At 61.9% G+C, this 20,537-nt stretch carries 14 protein-coding genes; 4 read left to right on the forward strand and 10 right to left on the reverse strand.

Features of this window, described 5'->3' with window-relative positions:
* Positions 1-80: 80 nt before the first annotated feature.
* The 4 genes from IV498_RS07100 to IV498_RS07120 all read right to left on the reverse strand — a co-directional run bounded on the left by IV498_RS07100 (position 81) and on the right by IV498_RS07120 (position 7,721).
* Positions 81-1,157, reverse strand: a complete 1,077-nt coding sequence (locus IV498_RS07100; RefSeq protein ID WP_269045864.1) for an acyltransferase family protein — start codon at positions 1,155-1,157, stop codon at positions 81-83.
* 82 nt (positions 1,158-1,239) lie between these two features.
* Positions 1,240-2,592: a Gfo/Idh/MocA family oxidoreductase gene (locus tag IV498_RS07105; protein WP_330059264.1), complete on the reverse strand. Its 1,353-nt coding sequence runs from the start codon at positions 2,590-2,592 to the stop codon at positions 1,240-1,242.
* Between the two features lie 100 nt (positions 2,593-2,692).
* Positions 2,693-3,670: a hypothetical protein gene (locus IV498_RS07115; protein ID WP_269045865.1), complete on the reverse strand. Its 978-nt coding sequence runs from the start codon at positions 3,668-3,670 to the stop codon at positions 2,693-2,695.
* 1 nt (position 3,671) lies between these two features.
* The gene (locus IV498_RS07120) at positions 3,672-7,721 is read right to left on the reverse strand and encodes a PKD domain-containing protein (RefSeq protein ID WP_269045866.1); all 4,050 of its coding nucleotides are present in this window, start codon (positions 7,719-7,721) and stop codon (positions 3,672-3,674) included.
* Between the two features lie 407 nt (positions 7,722-8,128).
* On the opposite strand from IV498_RS07120, the gene IV498_RS07125 reads away from it, so the two are divergent.
* From IV498_RS07125 to IV498_RS07140, 4 genes are all read left to right on the forward strand, one after another.
* Complete coding sequence (locus IV498_RS07125; RefSeq protein ID WP_269045867.1) at positions 8,129-10,372, forward strand: hypothetical protein; 2,244 nt, start codon at positions 8,129-8,131, stop codon at positions 10,370-10,372.
* Positions 10,373-10,461: 89 nt separating this feature from the next.
* On the forward strand, positions 10,462-12,099 hold the full coding sequence (locus tag IV498_RS07130; protein WP_269045868.1) for a hypothetical protein: 1,638 nt from the start codon (positions 10,462-10,464) through the stop codon (positions 12,097-12,099).
* Positions 12,092-13,648: a lipopolysaccharide biosynthesis protein gene (locus IV498_RS07135; protein WP_269045869.1), complete on the forward strand. Its 1,557-nt coding sequence runs from the start codon at positions 12,092-12,094 to the stop codon at positions 13,646-13,648. Before IV498_RS07130 ends, IV498_RS07135 begins: the two co-directional genes overlap by 8 nt.
* Before the next feature lies 1 nt (position 13,649).
* The gene (locus tag IV498_RS07140; protein WP_269045870.1) at positions 13,650-14,732 is read left to right on the forward strand and encodes a CDP-glycerol glycerophosphotransferase family protein; all 1,083 of its coding nucleotides are present in this window, start codon (positions 13,650-13,652) and stop codon (positions 14,730-14,732) included.
* 107 nt (positions 14,733-14,839) lie between these two features.
* Here the strand turns inward: IV498_RS07140 and IV498_RS07145 are convergent, their stop codons facing one another.
* The 6 genes from IV498_RS07145 to IV498_RS07170 are packed head-to-tail and all read right to left on the reverse strand — an operon-like array spanning position 14,840 to position 20,529.
* Positions 14,840-15,748 (reverse strand): glycosyltransferase family 2 protein, encoded by a 909-nt coding sequence (locus IV498_RS07145; RefSeq protein WP_269045871.1) that lies wholly within the window; start codon positions 15,746-15,748, stop codon positions 14,840-14,842.
* Positions 15,745-17,001: a hypothetical protein gene (locus IV498_RS07150; protein ID WP_269045872.1), complete on the reverse strand. Its 1,257-nt coding sequence runs from the start codon at positions 16,999-17,001 to the stop codon at positions 15,745-15,747. Before IV498_RS07150 ends, IV498_RS07145 begins: the two co-directional genes overlap by 4 nt.
* On the reverse strand, positions 16,998-17,498 hold the full coding sequence (locus IV498_RS07155) for a UDP-N-acetylglucosamine--LPS N-acetylglucosamine transferase (protein WP_269045873.1): 501 nt from the start codon (positions 17,496-17,498) through the stop codon (positions 16,998-17,000). The genes IV498_RS07150 and IV498_RS07155 overlap by 4 nt, the downstream gene beginning before the upstream one ends.
* Before the next feature lie 60 nt (positions 17,499-17,558).
* Positions 17,559-18,806: a sulfate adenylyltransferase subunit 1 gene (locus tag IV498_RS07160; protein ID WP_269045874.1), complete on the reverse strand. Its 1,248-nt coding sequence runs from the start codon at positions 18,804-18,806 to the stop codon at positions 17,559-17,561.
* Positions 18,806-19,726, reverse strand: coding sequence for a sulfate adenylyltransferase subunit CysD (cysD, locus tag IV498_RS07165; protein ID WP_269045875.1), 921 nt, complete (start codon positions 19,724-19,726; stop codon positions 18,806-18,808). The genes IV498_RS07160 and cysD overlap by 1 nt, the downstream gene beginning before the upstream one ends.
* Complete coding sequence (locus IV498_RS07170; RefSeq protein ID WP_269045876.1) at positions 19,723-20,529, reverse strand: 3'(2'),5'-bisphosphate nucleotidase CysQ; 807 nt, start codon at positions 20,527-20,529, stop codon at positions 19,723-19,725. Before IV498_RS07170 ends, cysD begins: the two co-directional genes overlap by 4 nt.
* Positions 20,530-20,537 lie beyond the last annotated feature (8 nt).

Here is a 20,537-nt window from a genome sequence, read left to right on the forward strand (position 1 = left end):
CATATGGTACTGACAACCCTCTAAGTTGTCACGTTTTGATAACGCCGTGGAATGATCACGGCAGGACCCCTGAAAGATGTTCATACCGCCTTCACCTCCTGTCCGGCCGAGGATCTCCGCGTCATTACGGACCGCCTTTGGCCTAGGATCAACGCTCTTCCAACTCTGGTTCGTCGTGCTGCTAATTCCACCGCGATACCCAGCAAGACGCCCGCCACCACCCCTGCCAGCATGTGCAACCCCACCGAATCCATGCCGACGCGGTTTAGGGCCATGCGTGCCGCGGCGGTACCGAAAACATGGCATGTGTAAATCGTAAACGAGAAGCCGCCAATGTAGGCAAGCCAGCGGACGCAACGATTGTTCAGCAGCAGGACCAGGCAGGCCAGAATGCCCAGCACACCGGCGGTCACGGAATGACGCTCCGGAACCTTATGGATCAAACCAAGCAATCCGAGCTGGGTCACGGACAGCAGAAGAACAGCGCCGACGACCGCGCTGATTTTCATCCAGGGTTTCGCCGACCGCCAATCGAAGCGGGTTGCGGCCAAGCCCGCCAAGAAGAAGGGCAGGAGGTAAAGGCTCATCCGCAGTCCCAGTATGTTGGGCCACACCGGCAGTGCTGCGTCCGCGACCAACGCCGCCGACATGAGTACCAGACACCAGCGTGCCCGCTTCAGCAGGCCGTAGAGGTCCAGCAGCCCAACGACGGCGAAAACCGCGAAAATGGACTCCAGGAACCAGAAGTGCCCGATCGGGAAGATGTGCCAGAGGTACCAGGGCACCACAGCCTTGACGTTGGTTCCCGGCACCAGCAGCTGCAGCAGCCCGAAAGCTGTGCCAATAACAAGCATCGGCACGATCACCCTGCGGTACTTGCCGTGCAGAAAGGAACCGTAGCCGCCGCGGAGCGGTCGGAGGGCATAGACAAAACCCGAAAGGAAGGTGAACAGCGGCATCCTCACGTACACCACGGAATCCACCAAGTAGGACCAAGGATTGTCGTGTTGAAGCCGGAGTCCGTGGCTGGGGTCACTTCCTCTGACATGGTAGAGCACCACCAGAATGCAGGCCAGGCCACGAAGTGTCTCTATCGTCGCATCTTTTGCCCCGCTGGCCCCTTTGGTCTGCGGCACAATTGCGCCTGCAGCTTTCATGGCGGTTCCCCCAATTGATAGTGCGGTTTTCTCGTCCCAGGATTAGCGCAGATTGTGCTCTGCCCGGAGAACGATATGGCGATCAGACGTTCTGGAGGCGAAACTCCTCAATCACCCGGGAGATGAACAGGGAATCCTTGGGCCGCATTTTATAAGTCGACAGCCGCTTGTTCTGAATCATGGACACGAATTCGGCTATGGCATAGCGAAGACCGTCGCCGGCAAACGGAAAATGGTAATTCTGGTCCCGGCGCGGATCTTCGAACCTGACATGGATGTCGGTGGTATTCCACCATGGCGCGGGAAGGTAGATGCTTCCGCCCGTGCCGGTGACGCTCAGGTGGCCCTCACTCCTGACACCGAGGCCCACGGTTATGGACGAGATGGCGTGCTCAAAGCGAAGATTGATCCGGCTGAATTCATCCACGCCCCCCTCCGGAGCCGTATAGGTGTCGATGGACGTCCTCTCGGGTGTGGCATCGAGGATCTTCGAAATGGCCAGCAGTGGCGTGCTCGCCAGCTCGGTAACACTGCCACCATAGGGCGACATCAATTCGCGGGCAGGGCTTTCGGCGCGCCGAGTATACGTGGCATCCACACACTTAATGGTCCCAATTACACCACTCCGGGCGAGGGCCACCAGCCGGATAAACCCCGGGCAATATGCCGTGGTGATCGCCTCGAGCAGGACCTTTTGGCGTTCGTGGGCGAGGCTGTACAGGAACTCGGTTTGCATCGCGTTGAGCGTCATGGGTTTTTCGGAAAGGACGTGGACACCGTTCTCCAACGCCGCCTTGATCTGCTCGAAGTGGAATTCATGCGGGCTTGCGATATAGACAGCATCCACGCTGTCCAAAAACGCGGGATAGTCGCAAAAGTGCTGATGGACACCGTTGTTTTCCGCGAAGATCTGCGCAGCGGAGGCTCTCGGGTTATATACCGACTCGAATTCCAATCCACTGACCTTCAGCGCCTCGGGAATGAAGCTGTTAGTGACTCGCCCTGTTCCCACCACGCCCAGCCGGGTTATGCCCAACGTTTCCGCCCGCAACTGTGTGCTGGAGACGCCGGCCGTACGTTCCAGGTATACGACTTTACAGAAGTCATTGAGGTAGTCGAACTTGCCCAACCAATCCGAACCGATGGCAAAAATGTCCGCATTGTGCTGCTGAATGTCATTGATTTTCTGACCCTCATAGTCTTCAATGATGATTTCGTCCGCCAGCCCTGTGGCCTGGACATTTGCGATCCTGGTCATGACGTTGTCCCGGACATTCAGCTTTCCACGGGTTTCGTCATACTGATCCGTGGTGACGCCAACAATGAGGTAGTCTCCCAAATCTTTCGCTCGCTGCAGGAGCTTAACATGGCCACCGTGTAACAAATCAAAGGTGCCGTAAGTAATGACTCTTATTGGAGCTTCGGTGCCATTCATCGGGTTGACTTCCTGTGCGACGGGAAAAATTTGTTTGAAAATCTGCTGCCTCGATTGGCGCAAAAATGCGGTGGCAGCCACAACCGCGCTGCCGGCAGGGTCATGGCGTGCAGCTCAGGGCGTCCTCGGCACTCTGCAGGGATGCCAGCCCTTGGCTGGCATATTTCTGCGCATCAGCGCCCATGCCGTCGTCGTATGCCGCCAGCGAGGTACTCCATTGCCGGCGGACATCACTCAACCGCTGCAGAATCGGGGAGTATTTATCGCCGGTATCCAACGATTCGACGGTTCCTTCCAAGTCGTCCAACTTGACGATCAGCACGCGGAAACCAGATGGTCCCGCCGTTCGTCCTGAGGTCCGGTACGTGGCGAGGGTGGTCTTGAGGGAACTGCAATCTGTCGCTGCCTTGGTGGGCAGGACAACCGGCGCATCGGCAGCGCCCGCAACGTCGCCCGGTCGTGGACGGGTATCGGCCGCTGCGACGGTGGGCCTGCTTGAACTGGTGGCGGGTGCGGCGGCGGGCGGAGCTGCTGCAGCCTTTGCGGGTGCGGCGGCGGGCGGAGCTGCTGCAGCCTTTGCGGGTGCGGCGGCGGGCGGAGCTGCTGCAGCCTTTGCGGGACTGGTGGCGGGCGGAGCTGCTGCAGCCTTTGCAGGTGCGGCGGCGGGCGGAGCTGCCGCAGCCTTTGCGGTTGCGGCAGCAGGAGCGGCGACGCCGGCGCCCGCGGCTTTCGACGGAGCCGCAGCTTTGATGGTGGCGGCGGCCGGCGCTGACACAGTGGCACCTTCCCCCACGGATCCGGAGGAGAGCGCCGTTCCGGAGGCGTTTCCAGCCGCGTTGAACCAGATACCAGATCCGAGGGCTGCCGCCACAACGGCTGTCAGAATCACCTGTGGAAATTTCCGGGCCATCGCAGGTCTCCTTGCTTGATTTTTGTCGGTGCTGGTCTTGTCGGTGCTGGTCTTGTCGGTGCTGGTCTTGTCGGTGCTGGTCTTGTCGGTGCTGGTGCGGGCAGTGTTTTCCCTGATGTCACGGTTTGGGCCAATGTAATTTGGACCAAAGTCAGGCAGGTCAGGCATGTCAGGCTCCCGGCAGTAGAATGATGGACCACATGGCGACCTTCGCCGAAGCCGTACCGGCGACTGCGGTGATGTTGCCGTTGGCTCCGGCCGTTACCGGAGCGCTGTCACCCCACAGGGAGGTGATGGTGCCGCTTCCCGTTCCGACGCTGGTCGATCTAACGCGGACGGCCGGGTCTGCACTCCAGGCGTCGGTGACGCTGACTTTTTCGGCCCAATAGGAAACGAGGGTGCCTCCCGCTGCAGGCGCCTGCACCACCGGCGTGACATGCGTCGTTGCCAGAACCAGGTCGATGACGCTGGCATGGGCACCGATCCAGTTCGGTCCGCTCACCCCCGTATAAACGCCCAACTGCAGCACGGTCTTGGACAGTGCTGACAGCGGAACGGTTACGTCCTTGCCTGCGTCCCCAACCTCTGCCCGCTTCGCCCAGAGCAGGGTCTGCACGGATCCGGCGGATGTGCTCCCGATCAGTTGCCAGCCGGTAACCCCGGTCGGTGTGGACACCACTGTGCTGGTGTTGTTCACCGTGGCAAAAAGCAGGATTCCATCCCCAGGCTTGGTTTCCGCCGGGACATTGAGACGGGGTGCGGTGCTGTTGGTATTGGACTGCGAACCGGCCGAGAACGCCACCGCCTGTCCGGCTGGGGGCGGGATCGTCACCGGCTGGCTCACCGCGTTCGTGGCCGAGCCGTTGTCGGTAACCGTCAGCGTCACCGTGTAGTTGCCTGCAGCGTTGTAGGTGTGTGTGAGCGTCCTTTCGGTCCCCGTGGTCCCGTCCCCGAAGGCCCAGGCGTAGGATGCGAGACTGCCGTCGGGATCCGTGGAAGCAGACGCGTCCAACTGCGCGGCAAGGCCGGTGACGGACGAGGAGAATGCCGCCACGGGGGGCTGGTTCGCCGGTGCCACGGCAGTAACGTCGCGGGAGACGAGGCCGGTGGCCGACTTGTCGTCCGTAACAGTCAAGGTCACGGTGTATTTTCCCGCGGTCGCGTAGGTGTGCTTCGCCGTCACCGACGTTGCTTTTGCCCCGTCGCCGAAGTCCCAGGCATACGCGGCCACAGTGCCGTCACTGTCGGTGGAACCGGCGCCATCCACCGACAGCGCCAGCCCAGTCACAGCAGGAGTGAAGGCCGCTACCGGCGGCTTGTTCGGAGCTGCGGCGCCGCTGCCAAGCTGATAATGCCGCGCGGCCGTGGCGGCGCTCAGTGCGTAGCTGTAGACGGCCGCCTCGTCCAGGACTCCCTTGAAGTAGCCGCTGCTTTCACCACTCCAAGCGGAATCGCCGCCCACCCGCCAGTAACCCGTGTAGGACTGCGCCCCGGACTCGGCCGATTGTCCCACCTGAATACCGTCGACATAGAGCAACATGCCGGCGGATGACTGAGTGGCCAGCACAGAATGCCACCGGCCGTCGTTGTAGGGCAACGGCGAGGTCACCCGCACCTGGCGCCCGGGGTACACACCGAATACCAGGGTTCCGTCATTCTGCATGAACACCTTGCGGTCATGGACGGAGGAGTTACCCGTTTTGGCGTTGCCAAAGCTGATGAGATTCCCTCCGGTGCTGGAGGTGGTATTGAACCAAACCTCGGTGCTGAAGGGGCCTGGATCTTCAAACGTTGACCCGCTGGCCACGAACGACGCGCCATTGAATCGGGTGGCGGTGTTCGCCACGCCGGTCAAGGCTCCGGGTTGTCCGTGGGTAACGGTGCCGGAATAGCTTCCCGGATTGCCCGACGCGCTCGAATCCGCAGCGACGCCGGCATTGTCATTGAGCCGCCAGTAGAGGTCTGGCTGTGCGCGATAGATTTCGGCACCGTAGACGTCCGCCGGCGGTTGGGTTTCCGGCGTCGGAGCCGACCCCGTCACGTTGACGAGCCGGCTTGAGGTTGCCGATTGATTGTCACTGTTGCGCACCGTGAGTTTCACCGAATAGGTTCCCAGCGCCGCGTACGAGTGCGTCGCGGTGGCACCTGTTGCCGAAAGGGAGTCGCCGAAGTCCCAGCTGTAGGCGGTGATGGATCCGCTGGCGGTGCTGGACGCGCCGGCGTCAACTTTGAGCGTCCTGGCGGCCAGCGTGGAGCTGAAGGCCGCGGTCGGACTGCTGGCCGGCACGGGCGCCGGTTTCGTGGCGGCATAGACAAAGCTGCCTGTGGCGCGCCAACTGATCCCGTCCACGTCCGGGCCGGAAACCCGCAGGCCGCTCGCCGGGATGGGCACCCCCGTGACGCTGTCCCAGGTCCACCGTGTCAAGTTCCCGCCGGAATCCCCGACGTAGAGCCGCCCGCCGTCGAGCAGCAAAGACCGCGTGCTGCGCCAGTCCAGTCCGTCGATATTGCCGGTGGAGACAAAGCGCCTGGCGCCAATCACATTGATCTGGGTTCCGAAATAGCGGTAGAAGAGCCGCCCGTCATTGGCGAGCGTGTAGTAGATCCGGGACGAGACGGGATCGTAGAAGAGTCCTGTCATCCGGGGCAGATCTACGGGAAAGTCCGTGAGCCCACGCTGGTCGACGACGGTCGGAGGACCGAAGGTTGTGCCATCGAATTTCTGCACCATGAAGGTGCCGTCGGTCCGCCCGCTGTACAGGTTACCGTCGATCATGAACAGTCCGCGGGTACTTCCAAATGGTTGATCCGTTGTGATGGCAGTCGAGGACGTGACAGCGTTGCCGTTGAATCCCCGCCGCAGCAGCGACGTTGTCGGCAGCGCAGTGCCGCCGTCGTCCGCTGTCGCGCCCGCCAGGTAGACGTTTCCCGGCAGTGAACCGGCGAAGTCAGCCGGCAGGCTGGTTCCACCCTTGACCGGCATGAAGGCCAGGCGCCCGTGGTATTGATAGTTGGAAATACGGTCCGTATCGCTGCCGATCCACAAGCCGGTGTCCGTGGCGACAAAGCTGTAGACACCGTAGCCGCGGGTGCGGCCCGGGTTCCAGGCCAGCGGAAGTCCGGTGCGCGGATCCACTGCGGCTAAACCTTCCCGTTCCACGGCGCCGGGACCGATGGCATCGCCGACAAAGGGATTGTTCAGTCGGCGCATGTGACCGCCAAGATAGATGGCGGTCGCCGTGACCGCGACTCTGGTCAAAGTGTCTCCGCCGGTGGAATCGACCCAGGTGGGCTTGACGTCGTTGCCGCTGGAGCTGAAGTCCCATCGCGACGCGGCATCACACAGCGTGTTGGCGTAGTACGCGCCGGTGGTCACCACGACGAAGTACTTACCGTCCGGGGAGATATCCACGTCACGCATATAGCTGTCGAAGGCGCTGAGCTTGCAATCCGGAGCGAATCCCTCGGTTGACCAGTTGGCCAACGATGTGGGCGACGTGGTCAGGTCCGCCATAAGAATTTGTTTCCGCGGCTGGCCCTCGACCACGGTGAAGTTGCCGATGGCCACCAGACGGGAACCATCCGGGGTGATGTCCGCGCGCTCAATCTGCAGACTTCCCTTGCGCGGAACGCTGATGTCCAGTTTCGCCGCGGGATCCAGGGCTCCCGTGGCGGGATCAACCGCCGCGAACAAGGACCGCGCCGCGCTTCCCGCCGTCATGAACCGGCCCACAAGATACAGGCGGTTGCCCCGCAGGAACATTTGGTTGACCCGGCCGTCGAAGGCCGGCGGCGCAAACGAGGTGTCCCGCTGGCCCGTCAGGACGTTGATTTTGGTCAGGCTGCGGGCGGTAACGCCGTTGACCGTCGAAAACGACCCCGAAATCCAAATGCTCTTTCCGTCCCCGACCGCGCGGACGTCGGTGACCTCGCCATTGACCGCCGGGTTGAAGGAGGTGATCTCCCCGGTGTCCGTGAAGGCGAAAATGTTGGTCCGCGGGATTGCGGTGGTGCTCGCGGCCGTGCGCACCGAGGTGAAGTTCCCGACGGCGATGGTGAGGTTGCCCACCTGAGCAAAGCCTGCGACGTAGCCGTCCAGTACGTGTGGTGTCCACCGGACCGGATTGTCGCTGACCACCACGGACTGGACGCCGGGCTGCACCGCAGATGCGGGCGTTGCAGCCACCGGCAGGACGCCGGCGGCGAGCAGCAATGCCATGGCGGCCCAAAGGGTGCGCCTCCATCGCCGTGGCCGAAGCGACGCAGCTGCACAGCTGGACGGATAAGGCTGTGGTTTGAGACCAGACACGTTGCCAACTTTCCGAGAAACCTGGCCGGGGACAGGTCCCCCCTGGCCAACTGCTGGTCGTTCCCCAGTGGGAACGACCAGCAGGTTTGGTACCAGCAGTATGGCTGGGGACAGCGAGCATGAAAACAAGTAGTTTGCGCGCATACCTGCCCAGGAAAAACAGGTAGTTTCCCCTCTATGACGGGCCGGTTTGCCCAGTTAGAGTGAGTCTCATCCGCCGCCCGGCGACGGAGTTTGGTCTCGGAATACGTGGCTGGGTGCCTCCCATGCGGACAGGTGCGGTCCTCGTCACAACCCTGCCGGATGGGGCACATGTCATGTCAGTCTTAACGTCGCAGCAACCTCGCAGTACGGAATCCAGCCCTGAGCGGGCAGCCCTGACGCGGCCGGAATCCCGAACGAACTCCTGGCCACTGATGGTACTGCTGCTCGGGTATCCGCTGTGGTGGATTTTGGGACTCAGCGACCTGTTGCCGCTGGCCTTGGCAGTGCCGATGCTTCGAATGCTGCTGCGCAACCGCCCGGTACGTTTGCCGCGGGGCACCGGCTGGTTCCTGCTGTTCATGCTGTGGGTAATTGTGAGCGGGGTGGCACTGTGGGCCGATGCCCCAGGCGCTGTACCGGGCGGAGGCCCGGAACGCCTCCTCGTTTTTGCCTACCGGTTGGCATGGTACGCCGCCTGTGCCATCGCCTTCCTGTGGATCGCGAATGCGCGGGAAAACAGCGTCTCGACGCTCCGGGTCACACGGCTGCTCGGGTGGATGTTTGTAGTCACTGTCGCTGGCGGACTGTTGGGAATTGTGGCGCCGACCTTTCAAATAACCTCAATGGTCGAGGCTCTGTTGCCCCGCTCGCTGGCCAGCAATTCCTTTCTTCAAACCTTGGTTCACCCAGCTGCGGCGAATATGACCACCTTCCTTGGCCGAGTTGAATACCGGCCCATCGCCCCCTTCGACTTTGCGAATTCCTGGGGCAGCAATTTGTCCCTCTATCTGCCATTTTTCCTCCTGACGTGGTTCGGCAAACGTGCCGGCTGGCGCCGTGTGTGTGCCCCGATAGTCCTGGCGGCCTCAGCCTGGCCGATCGTGTACTCGATGAACCGGGGCTTGTGGATTTCCCTCGGTGCGGGCGCCGTGGTGGTTTTGATCTACTTGATCCTCAAGGGCCGCGGACGCATACTGCTGGTCGTCGTCGCCACTCTTGGAATCGCCGTCGCACTGTTTATCAGCAGTCCGCTCGCGACGCGCTCCAGTGACACGATCGACAGCGCTCACAGCGATGACCGCCGTGGCACGCTGCTGACCCAAACGGTAGCGAGCACAGTCGAAGGATCCCCAATTCTTGGCTTCGGCAGCACACGCAATGTGCAGGGAAGTTTTGCTTCGATAGCCGGCGGCTCGACACCCGATTGTCCCGCGTGCTCCGTACCCCCGCTCGGGACGCAGGGTCACCTGTGGCTGGTGATCTTTTCACAGGGCCTGGTGGGAGCATTCTTCTTCGTCATGTTCTTCCTTTCCCGGATATGGGTGCATTGGCGCTCCCGCAACCCGTTGGAGCTGGCCGGGGCAACGATACTGCTTTTTTTCTTCATCCAGATGTTCGTTTACGACACGCTGGGCATGCCGTTGTTTACCATCATGATCGCCTTGGGCCTGGTGTGGCGGGAGCGTTCGCGGATCGATGGCGTTGCCGCCACTTCCATCTGCATGGCCGATTTCAGCATCCTGCGCAGGCGATATCTGCCGTTCCTGCTGGCCTGCACACTGGCCGGCGGCACCATCGGCACCGCGATGGCAGCGACCCGGCCAACCAGCTATGCCGCGGAGGTGACGCTGTTGCTGGCACCCGCACCGGTTTACCTCGCCTCCGACGGAACTGAGGACCCAAAATCCGGACAGATCACCATCGACACGGAAGCCGCACTTGTGCTGTCGCGGCGGACGATGGAGTTGGTCGACGGATCATTGAAACTCAGCGATCCGGACGCACTGCGCTCCCGGATCCGAATTTCCGCCGCGCCCAATACTCAGGTCCTGACGCTGGGCTACTCGGACGCTTCCTCGGCTCGGGCCCTCAGCGGCGCTAAGGCGCTCGCGGAGGCATATTTGGGGGTCCGCGGCGAGGGCCTGGCCCAACGCAGGGACCAGGTCCTGCGGGCATTGCAGGAACAGTTGGCCCGGCTGGAAAGCACCAAGGACCCGACCACCACACCAATTACAGCCAATAGCCAGGTCCGGTTCGCCTATATTGCCGGCGTTGCCGAACGGCTCCGCTCCGCCATCGACAATCTGTCAATATCCACCACAGCGGCCGGCGAGGTTATCCGGCCAGCCAACGTCAGTAAGGTGCGCGGACAACCCGAGGTCGACATTGCCTCCTCGGCGCTGATCGGCTTCCTACTGGCCGCAGCGCTGGTTGTGACTGTCAACTTCATCCGCGTACACGGCGGTGGCGGAATAGCGGGATCGCGGCGCGTACGCAGCAGCGCGAAGGTGCCTCGTTTCAGATTCGCCCGGTTGCCGGTTCCTGCTCTGCGAAGACAGGGAGCCCCATCATCCTGAGTCCGCCGGCATCAGATAATCATGTGGCTGCACCGCAGCCGTCCAGTTCCTCCACCCTAACGCTGAACAAACGAACCGGAGAACCTCCAATGTCTCACTTTTTATCGGAGCCTACGCTCCCGCCGGCCGGCCCGGATAACAGAATCCAAACCCGCACCCTGCTGTTCCGCGCGGCGGTGGCCCGGTCATGGCCTGCCTTGGTCGCCCTAACGTTGGTGGGCGGCCTCGCGGGGGTTGCCGTGGGCACCAATGTCTCCGAGCCTCGGACCGCAACGGCGGTGATCCTGTTGAACCCGCTGGAGGGCAACGCTTTCTACCCCAGCACGCGCGGCGAGCAGTTGGTGAACCTCTTCACCGAAGCTCAGGTTCTGCGCTCCAATGCTGTGGCCGCCACGGTGCCGGCGACGGCCGGCGGCAAGGCAACGGTGGAACAGGTTCTAGCCAATGTCGAGGTTTCGGTGCCGCCGAACACACAGATCCTGCAGATCAGTTATACGAATCCGAACCCGACCACTGCGACGAACACGGCGCAAGGTTTTGCAGACGCCTACCTCAAGTTCCGCCGGACCCGCGCCGCCAACTCAGTCAGCAGCCGTGTTACCGGGACGAAGACTGAAATCGCCGCGCACGAGACGGACCTGACCCGGCTGACGGCGCAACTCGCGGCAGCCCGCCCTGGCTCAGCCGCCGCCGGGCTGCTGCTGACCCAAGTCCAATCCGTCGCTACCCAGATCAGCCAGCTCAATGCACGCCTCGGTGACATTGCCTCCACTGCCCTCGATCCGGGGCAGGTCATCACTCCGGCCAAACTTCAGCCCTCGGGTCTGGTCGGTCTTCGCGAGCTCCTTATCCTGGGCGGTGCTCTTTTGGGGCTCCTGCTTGGCCTGGGGCTGGCGTTCCTGCGAACAGGAGCCCGCTCGCACTCCCTGGTCCGCTCCGCCACAGAGATGGAAGCGTTCAGAATACGCACGCTCGCAACCCAGTCATACACCCCCGACGCGGGAGATGATCAGCTGTTCCGCGCCGCTCCGGCCGAAATCAATGCCGGCTATCTGCAGTTCGGGGCTCAGCTTTTGGACCTGACGCGGCACCACCGCAGCAAGTCGGTCCTGGTGTCCCCGTCCCGGGCTCGGGTTATGCATCCACTGTCCGTGGCTCCGATGGCCTGGTCCCTGGCTGCCGCAGGAATAAAGACCATCGTTGTCGATACAACGGGTGAGTTGGTGCCGCCAACCATGGCCACCGGGCACGAACCGTCGCTGGTGGATGTTCTTCGGGACGGACTTCCGATCGAGCGGGCGCTCATTCCCGTGGCACCCTGTCTGCAGGTCATCGGCAGCGGTGTGTGGGGTAGCAACGACGAGCACCTGGACATCAGCCCAAGGTTAACGGACATGATCAACTCGCTGGCAGACCAGGCGGACATTGTCCTGATTGCGGCAGGATCGCTGCTCAATTCCGACGCGCAGCTGCTGGCCAGCTCGATCAAATCCGCCGTGGTGGAAATCGAGTTTGGCCGCAGCAGGCTCTCTGACCTGCGGTCCGTGGCACAGGTTTGCAACGACCTCTCGATCAACCTGCTCGGGGCCGTGGTACTCAAGCCCCGAAAGAAGCAGCACCCAGCGCTGACGGCACCGCCGGTGGAACCGCCGGCGGCAGACACCGTAACCGGTGGAGGATTGGATCGCGTGCCAGGGCTGATCTCGAGTGGCTCCCACGGTGACTGAACTGACAGCCGCGCGAAGCATTGATTCCCAGCTGTCCAGAATTGCCCGCAGCGGATCGTTGAATCTGCTGGGCGCCGTCATCGCCGCGATCTGCAATTTTGGGCTAATTGTGGTGATCACCAAAAATTTTGACCAGGGCACCGCCGGCATGCTCTTCTCCGCCACCTCGGCATTCCTGATTCTGCTGGGGGCCGCGACGCTGGGCACCGAGGGTGGATTGGCGCGGTTCATGCTGCGGTTTGAGGCTACCGGAAGAGCAGCAGATATCCCGCTCTGTGTCTCTGTTGCGCTGCGTCCCGTGCTGCTGACCAGCGTGGGACTGGCCCTTGCCACCGTGTTGTTGGCTGGCTGGATTGCCCCGGCGATTGGCCTAACTACCGCGGACAGTGACCAGGTTTTGATTGCCTTCGCGGTATTGTTACCCATCGCCGCCTGGGGGGATTTCGCGCTGGCCGGGGCCCGTGCTTTCGGGAGCGTCCGCAGCACTGTGGTGCTGGACAAGTTCCTGCGGCCAGTCCTGCAGCCCGCGGCCGTATGGCTGGCTGCGCTGATTGGCGGTGGAATAGTGGTGCTCTCCACAGCCTGGGCCATTCCCTATGCCGTTGCGGCGGTTTTTTCGGTCTGGTTCTTCCGCCGGATGCTTAAGCGTCGCCAACCAGCGCAGCCGATGGCCACCGGATCAACACGGGCCGTGATCCGACGTGAATTCTGGAGCTTTACCTGGCCCAGGGGAATAGCCCGTTTGTGCCAGACCCTGCTGCAACGCTCGGATATCATCCTGATCGCAGCACTGCTTTCGGTTCAGGATGCCGCCATCTACACCGCGGCCACCCGGTTTGTTGCCCTCGGACAATTCGGTGCCAATGCTATCCAGCAGGTCCTGCAGCCACGCTTCAGCCAGCTGCTTTCCCAGGGCAAGCATCAGGACGCCGCCGAGATCTTCAGGATTTCGACGTCCTGGAGTATGGCGGTGGCCTGGCCGCTTTACATGGTGACCGGAACTGCGAGCACCTATTACCTGTTGATCTTCGGGGCTGGCTATACGGCGGGCAGCGCGGTGGCCGTGGTGGTCATCATGAGCGTCGCCATGTTGTTGGCCGTCGCGTCGGGCCCGCTGGACACCATGTTGCTGATGGCTGGCGGAAGCCGCACCAGCCTGTGGATTTCGCTGGCCACCCTGGCCCTGGACCTCGGCCTATGCATAGTGTTGATTCCGTTCTTGGGGATCACCGGTGCCGGGGTTGCCTGGGCGGTCTCGGTGGCCTTCAAGAATGCACTCACTCTGGCCCGAGTCCGGGCCCTGCTGTCCATGAGTCCCTTCAGCAAGAGCTCTGCCCTTGTGGCGTTGGCCAATCTTCTCTGTTTCGGCCTGCCGCTGCTGACCTTGACCTTGCTGCATCAGCACCACGCATTTTATTTCGCCGCAGTATTCCTGGCCGGCTGCCTGGTCTATGCAGCGCTGCTCTGGCTGTGGCGCAGGCCGCTGCGGCTGCAAGCATTTCGATCCCTGCTGAAAAGAAAAACCCCGACAACGGCGAAAGGTCTCTGATATGAAAGCCAAGACAGTACTCTTTGAAAGCTGGCGGGGAAAGTATTCGGATAACCCCCGGGCCATCTCGGAACTGCTCGCCACGATGCGGCCGGACCTGAGATTGATCTGGGTTGCCGGCGATTCGACCGAACTGCCGGACGGCGTTGAGCGGGTGCGCAGACATTCCCCGGAATATTTTGCCCGCCTTTTCAGCTGCAGCTACCTGGTTAGTAATGACATAGTCAGCAAGCACATGATTAAAGGTCCGGGAGTTACCTACCTGCAGACGTGGCACGGGACGCCCCTGAAAACCATCGGATTCGACGAAGCCCATCTCACCTATGCCGGCGCCGCTGCCCATCAGAAACGCATGGTCCGCGATGTTAGCAAGTGGGACTACCTGCTCTCCCCCGGTCCCTCGAGCTCCGATGTCCTGCGGCGGGCCTTTCGATATAACGGCACGCTGCTGGAGAGCGGCTACCCGCGCAATGATGTCCTGCAGTCGGCCGAGGCGCCACGAATCCGTGCGAGAGTACGCCAAAACTTGGGTCTGAAGCCTGACAACCTTGTGGTTCTGTACGCTCCCACCTGGCGTGACGACTCCGTTGGCGCCGACGGCAAGTACCAGGATCCGCAGGCCCTTGACTTTGAACTGCTGGCCAGGAGTGTTCCCCCGGGAACCGTCATTCTCAACCGGATGCACAGCGTCGTCAAGTCGGCCCCGGTCGCCGCGCCCGCGGGTTTCACCCTCGATGTCAGCAATTATCCGGACATCGCCGAGCTGTATCTGGCCGCCGATGTACTGGTCTCCGATTATTCCTCGACAGTCTTCGATTTTGCCGTTACGGGAAAACCCATAGTTCTCTTCGCCTACGACCTTGCGCTCTACCGCGACAAAGTCAGGGGCCTTTACTATGACTACGACGAGTGGGCCCCGGGTGCGATCGTCACGGACACCGAGGCGCTTGGCGCCGCATTGACCAATCTTGACCAGGGACACCGCACGCACGCGCCGCAGTATCAGGCCTTCGTGCAGCGGTTTTGCCCGAACGACGACGGCCAGGCGTCCCGTCGGGTGATTGAACGGGTCTTCAACCGCTAGGCAACAGGTATCAGGGGTGGCCGGCAGCACATGTCAGAGCCGGCCACTTGCCTGTGTTACCGTCGCTCTGGTCCCGACGGTTCAACAGGCTATCCGCACCGGCTGGTTTAGATTCCGCGTCCGCGCTTATGCAGCTCCGTCATCACGCGGTCCGGGGAAAGCAGTCCCGTCGCCACGGCGAGCGCGAGCGAGGCTCTGGGTTCTAGCGGATTACGGCGGATAGCTGACGCAGCCCACCGGACAGCACTGGAGCGGTTACGTCCGGCCGCGTGCGCAAACGCGATTTGTCCCCTGATGCGTGCTGAACCAGCGGGCGATGACTCGAACTCAGGATACTTCGCCAAAACCCACGACAATCCGTCGGACATCGTCTGCCACTTGCGGAAAAAATAGGACTGACCACCCCACCGCACCACTGTCAACGGCTCGCGGACATGCGAAATGGAATGGCTGCGGGAGGCACGCAGGAGAAATTCATAGTCCTCGCCGAATCCACCAGGCACTGCTTCGTCCACCAGGCCGAAGCCGTCAACCACCGCCGAGCGGCGCATCAGGAACGTGGAGGGGTGAAGCTCGGTGTGTCGATCACGCAGGAGCTCCTGGAACGTCACCACCTCCCGGCTCAGGGGTCGATCATGAGTTTGGCCGTCATAGTGCACCGCGATCCCGCAGGTAACGAAGTCCACCGCGGAATCATTCTCGAGCCGCTGGATCTGGGCGGCCAGCTTGCCCGGTTTCCAGTAATCATCGTCATCGCAAAAGGCGACATAGTCCCCCGTGCTGGCCTGGATGCCACTGTTCCTTGCTCCCGCCAAACCTGCACTGCGCACATTGCGGATTACGCGAACCGTCCGCGTGCCGGACGCTGCGGCGAGCGATCCGTCCGGCTCGGACTGGTCGTAAACCACCAGCACCTCAATCACCCCGGAGAATGTCTGGTTCAGTACCGCGGCGATGGCCTCACGCACCATCTCAGGGCGGTTCCTGGTGGCAATAATTACTGAGACCGTCGTCATCGTGAGGCCCTTCTCAGGAGTAGGTGCTGCGATTGGGGAACTGTGCTGGCAGAAGTTACGTCCGAAGTACTCGAATCAATCCGCATGCCACCGGTTTTTCCGTCCACAAATTCGCTGTAGGTCACCGTTCCGTGGGGGATGTGCCTCATTCGCGCCGCCTCCGGGTCGAGACTGGCGAACAGCGGGCCTTTTTCACCGTTGCGGGGGGTGCCGGCGTCCGTCCCGCTTTCCCGGCCGTTGGCTGTGACCCTGAGCATCCGTACGTCAATTTCCCTGTTGTGACTCAAGGCGATCGCCAGGGCGGAGTCCCGGTCAAGGCAGACGAGCATCCGGGCGCCGGTGATGTCCCGCGCGGCCTGATACATCGCTTGGTAATAGCCGGTGTATGCGCTGATTTTGCGCCGCAGCGCCGGGGTTTGAAACGGCAAGGCACTGAGTGCGAGATTCCGCGTCGTCTGAAGGGACTTCCGCAGGCCGTTCACCCTGTCGAGGTCTACTTTGTCCCAGCCGCCGAATGCTGTTTCCCCGGTTCGAATCCAAAAATCACATTCCGAAAAGGAAACACCACAGCTGCACAAGGAATCAGCAACGATTCCCTCTTCCCACACAGAACCAACGTCACCGAGCACCAGGACGCCGTCGGCAGCCTTGAGCGCGGATAATTGCGGTCCGAACGCTGATGGCGGCAGGCCTGTTACATGGAGGGCGACAGGTGCTCCGGGGGACGACCAGTCAGCCGCAGCACGGGCCTTGGCAAGGAGCCGCGGTATCCGGCCTACTGCGTCGTCGGAGACGGTGTTCTGCGCTGGGCTGCCGATCCTGGTTCCGTCCAGATTCTGCAGTTCATCGACTCTGCGGTCCAGTTCGGGCACAGAGTCCACACAGTTGATCAGCGACCTTTCGCCCGACCAGCGGGCAAAGCGCTGCTGATGGTCATCCACGTGCTCACCCAGCCGTGGATCACGGGCCAGGACAAGCGGAAGATGGCCGGCGGCTCTCGCCGAAGAAATGGAGGCGGGTCCGCCGTGGGTAATGACAATGTCGCTGCTGCCCACGACCTCATCCAAGTCACGGGGCGAGAGAAAACTATGACCCACGGCAACCGAAGGAGCGAAGCTGTGCCCATATTGAACGGTCACGGAATCTGCAGGGTGCGCGGCGGCCCAGGTGTCCGCCCACGTGACCAGTCTCGAAAACGGATGGTGATCCGTCCCCAGCAGAACACTGATGGAAATAGCCGATCGCGCTTTCACAGCAGTCGCCCGACCAGGTGTGCGTCCCGGTAGAGGCCCAGCTGCTCCGGCCATTGCACCAGCATCAAGTCGGTGAACGGCCGGCACAGCTTGCCTGTCAAGGTGGCGCTGTCCACCCGGTCATAGACTTCGATATAACCCGTGGTGATCGCCATGAGCTTGGCAAGGGCAAAAAACGGCAGTGCACTTCCCGCCCCGGTCGAGACCACGATGGTGGGACGGAAGCTGCGCAGCAGCAGAAATGCCAGTTTCGTATTGCGAAGCAGATTGGGAACGTTTCGAGTGGTGGGCGAATAGGCCCAGGCGACGTTTTCCTCATCCCGCAGCCCATACTCTGCGTCGGGAGTCCGGAAGGTAACCCATGCCCGGGTGTGCTGGGACCACCAAGGATTCAGTGCCAGCAGCTGGGCAAGATGTCCCCCGCTGGAACCAACCAAGAGAATCCGCTCGTCCGTAACGGCTGTCGAATTACTCGCCCGCTCAGCAGGAATTTTCATCAGTATTGCCCCCAGTAAGTAATGGAATCAAAAGTGCACCGGCAAATCGGCGGGCCAGCATCACGACGCCAGAATCATGCCGGCACCGACAGTGTCGTTGGTGTCTTCGTCGATGAGGATGAATCCACCGGTTTCGCGGTTACGCAGGTACTCGTCCGCCAGCAGTGGCGTCGTGGTCCGCAGCCTGACACGTCCGATGGCGTTCAGCTTCAGTTCCGTTGCCGATTCGTCGCGGTGCAGGGTGTTAACGTCCAGCTCGTATTGCAGCTCCTTGATGAACGCCCGCGTCCGCCGGGTGGTGTGCTTTATGCCCAGCTTCGCCCCGGGGCGCATGGGCTTATCGCCCATCCAGGTGATCATGGCATCGACATCCTGCATGACCCGGGGCTGATTATGCGGACGGCAGATCATATCCCCGCGGGATATGTCGATGTCGTCCTCCAGCCGGACGGTGACGGACATCGGCGCGAAGGCTTCGTCCACCGGCCCGTCCGCGGTTTCGATAGAGGAGATTCGGCTGGGAAGCCCACTGGGAAGCACGATGATCTCATCCCCGGTACGCATCACCCCGCCGGCAATCTTGCCGGCGTATCCGCGGTAGTCATGGAATTTACTGGAATGCGGCCGGATCACATATTGGACCGGAAAGCGCCCGTCCACCAGGTTCCGGTCGCTGGCGATGTAAACGTTTTCCAGATGGTTCAGCAGCGAGGCACCCTCATACCAGGACATGTTCTCGGAGCGGTCCACCACGTTGTCCCCGTGCAGGGCCGAGACCGGGATAAAGGTCAGGTCCGCGATCTGCAGTTTGGCCGCAAATTCGGTGAACTCGCGGCGTATATCCTCGAACACCTGCTGGGAGTACCCCACCAGATCCATCTTGTTGATGGCCAGCACCAAGTGCGGGACCTGCAGCAGGGACACCAGGAAGGCATGCCGGCGGCTCTGTTCCACCAGCCCCTTGCGGGCGTCCACCAGCACAATGGCAAGATCGGCAGTGGATGCACCGGTGACCATGTTCCGGGTGTATTGGATGTGCCCGGGCGTGTCCGCAATAATGAACTTGCGCACCGGCGTGGCGAAATACCGGTACGCCACGTCGATGGTGATGCCCTGTTCGCGCTCGGCCCGCAGCCCGTCTGTGAGCAGCGACAGCTCGGTGTATTCCGAACCCATCTCGCGGCTGGCTCGTTCCACCCCCTCCAGCTGGTCGCTGAAAATCGATTTTGAATCGTAGAGCAGGCGACCAATCAGGGTGCTCTTGCCGTCGTCGACTGATCCCGCTGTGGCAAATCGGAGCAGATCCATCAGAAGTAGCCCTCTTTCTTTCTGTCTTCCATCGCTGCTTCACTGACGCGGTCATCGCCGCGGGTTGCGCCGCGCTCGGTGATCCGGGTGGAGGCAACTTCCTCAAGCACAAGTTCAACGGTGTCCGCGTCCGAGCGGACGGCAGCCGTCAGGGTGGCATCGCCCACCGTGCGGTAGCGGACGGACGCCACAAACGTTTTTTCGCGAGCCCTCGGCCGGCACAAATCGTTTGCGGCAAAAAGCATTCCGTTTCGTTCAAAGACTTCACGCTCATGCGCGTAATAGATGGATGGCACCTCGATGCCCTCAGCGGCGATGTACTCCCAAATGTCCAGCTCGGTCCAGTTGGAGAGCGGGAAAACACGGATGCTTTCGCCCAGATGAACCCTGGCGTTGAATAGGTTCCACAGTTCGGGACGCTGCTTTTTCGGGTCCCACTGGCCGAACTCGTCGCGGAAGGAGAAGATTCGTTCCTTGGCACGGGCCTTTTCCTCGTCCCGGCGCGCGCCGCCCAGCAGGGCATTGAAACCGTGCTTTTCCGCGGTCTCCAGCAGCACCGGCGTTTGGATCCGGTTGCGGGAGCCGTTGGGCTCCTCGCGGACGACACCACGGTCGATGGCGTCCTGGACGGACCCAACGACGAGGTTCAACCCGTTCTGCGCCACCACTTTGTCCCGGAATTCCAGCACTTCAGGAAAGTTATGCCCGGTATCCACGTGCAGAATAGGAAACGGCACACTCACCGGGGCAAAGGCCTTCCGCGCCAAATGAAGCATGACGATGGAGTCCTTGCCGCCGGAGAACATCATGGCGGGCCGCTCAACTTCCGCCACCACCTCACGAATGATGTAGATTGCCTCGGACTCCAGAACCTCCAGCTGAGACAGGATGCGTCTGGGACTTTCCGCCGCGTCATTCACTTCGTTTGTCCTTCCGACCGTGCACTGATCATTGTTGAGTTCCGAATCGCTTCCAGGAGCGCACCGGAGAGCTCGGGCCGGCACACGAGCAGATCCGGCAGATACGGATTCGCCTGGTTATACAGCGGCACGGACCCATCAAGGCGGCTCACGTGCAGGCCGGCGCCGCGGGCTACGGCGACGGGTGCGGCCGAGTCCCACTCATACTGACCGCCGTCGTGCAGGTACATATCGATTTCGCCGCTGGCAACAGCACAGATCTTGAAACCAGCCGACCCCATTGGAATCAGGTCCGCTCCGACTTCCTGGGCAACGTGCTGCGCCATCTCCGGAGGCCGACTTCGTGAGACAGCCATTCTCAAGCCCTTGTGCGGTGCGGCACGCTCGCCTTGATCCTGTGCGCTAAAAACCATGGCCAGCCTCGGCAGTGCCACCGCACCGGCCACCAACTCGCCCCGCTGCCAGAGGGCAACATGAACGGCCCAGTCGCGGCGGCCTTCGGAGAATTCGCGCGTGCCATCAAGTGGATCGATGATCCAGACCCGCTCGGCAGAAAGCCTGCCCGGGTGGTCCGGCGCCTCTTCGGAGAGAACGTAATCCTTGGGCCTGGTGCGGTGCAGCGCCTTTTTCAGGAATTCCTGGGAGCGCCGGTCCCCCTCCGGGCCAAGCGATCCCTTGTTCGAAGGCCGCGCCTCGGCCTGCAGGGACCTCAGGATCTCCCCCGCCCCCCCGGCGAGGGCCGTCGCAAGTTCGGTGTCAGTGGACTTGGCATTAATGGCGGTGCCGCGTTTGAGCAATAACATGATTTTCC

This window comes from Paenarthrobacter sp. Z7-10, from assembly GCF_026932795.1.
GTDB lineage: Bacteria > Actinomycetota > Actinomycetes > Actinomycetales > Micrococcaceae > Arthrobacter_M.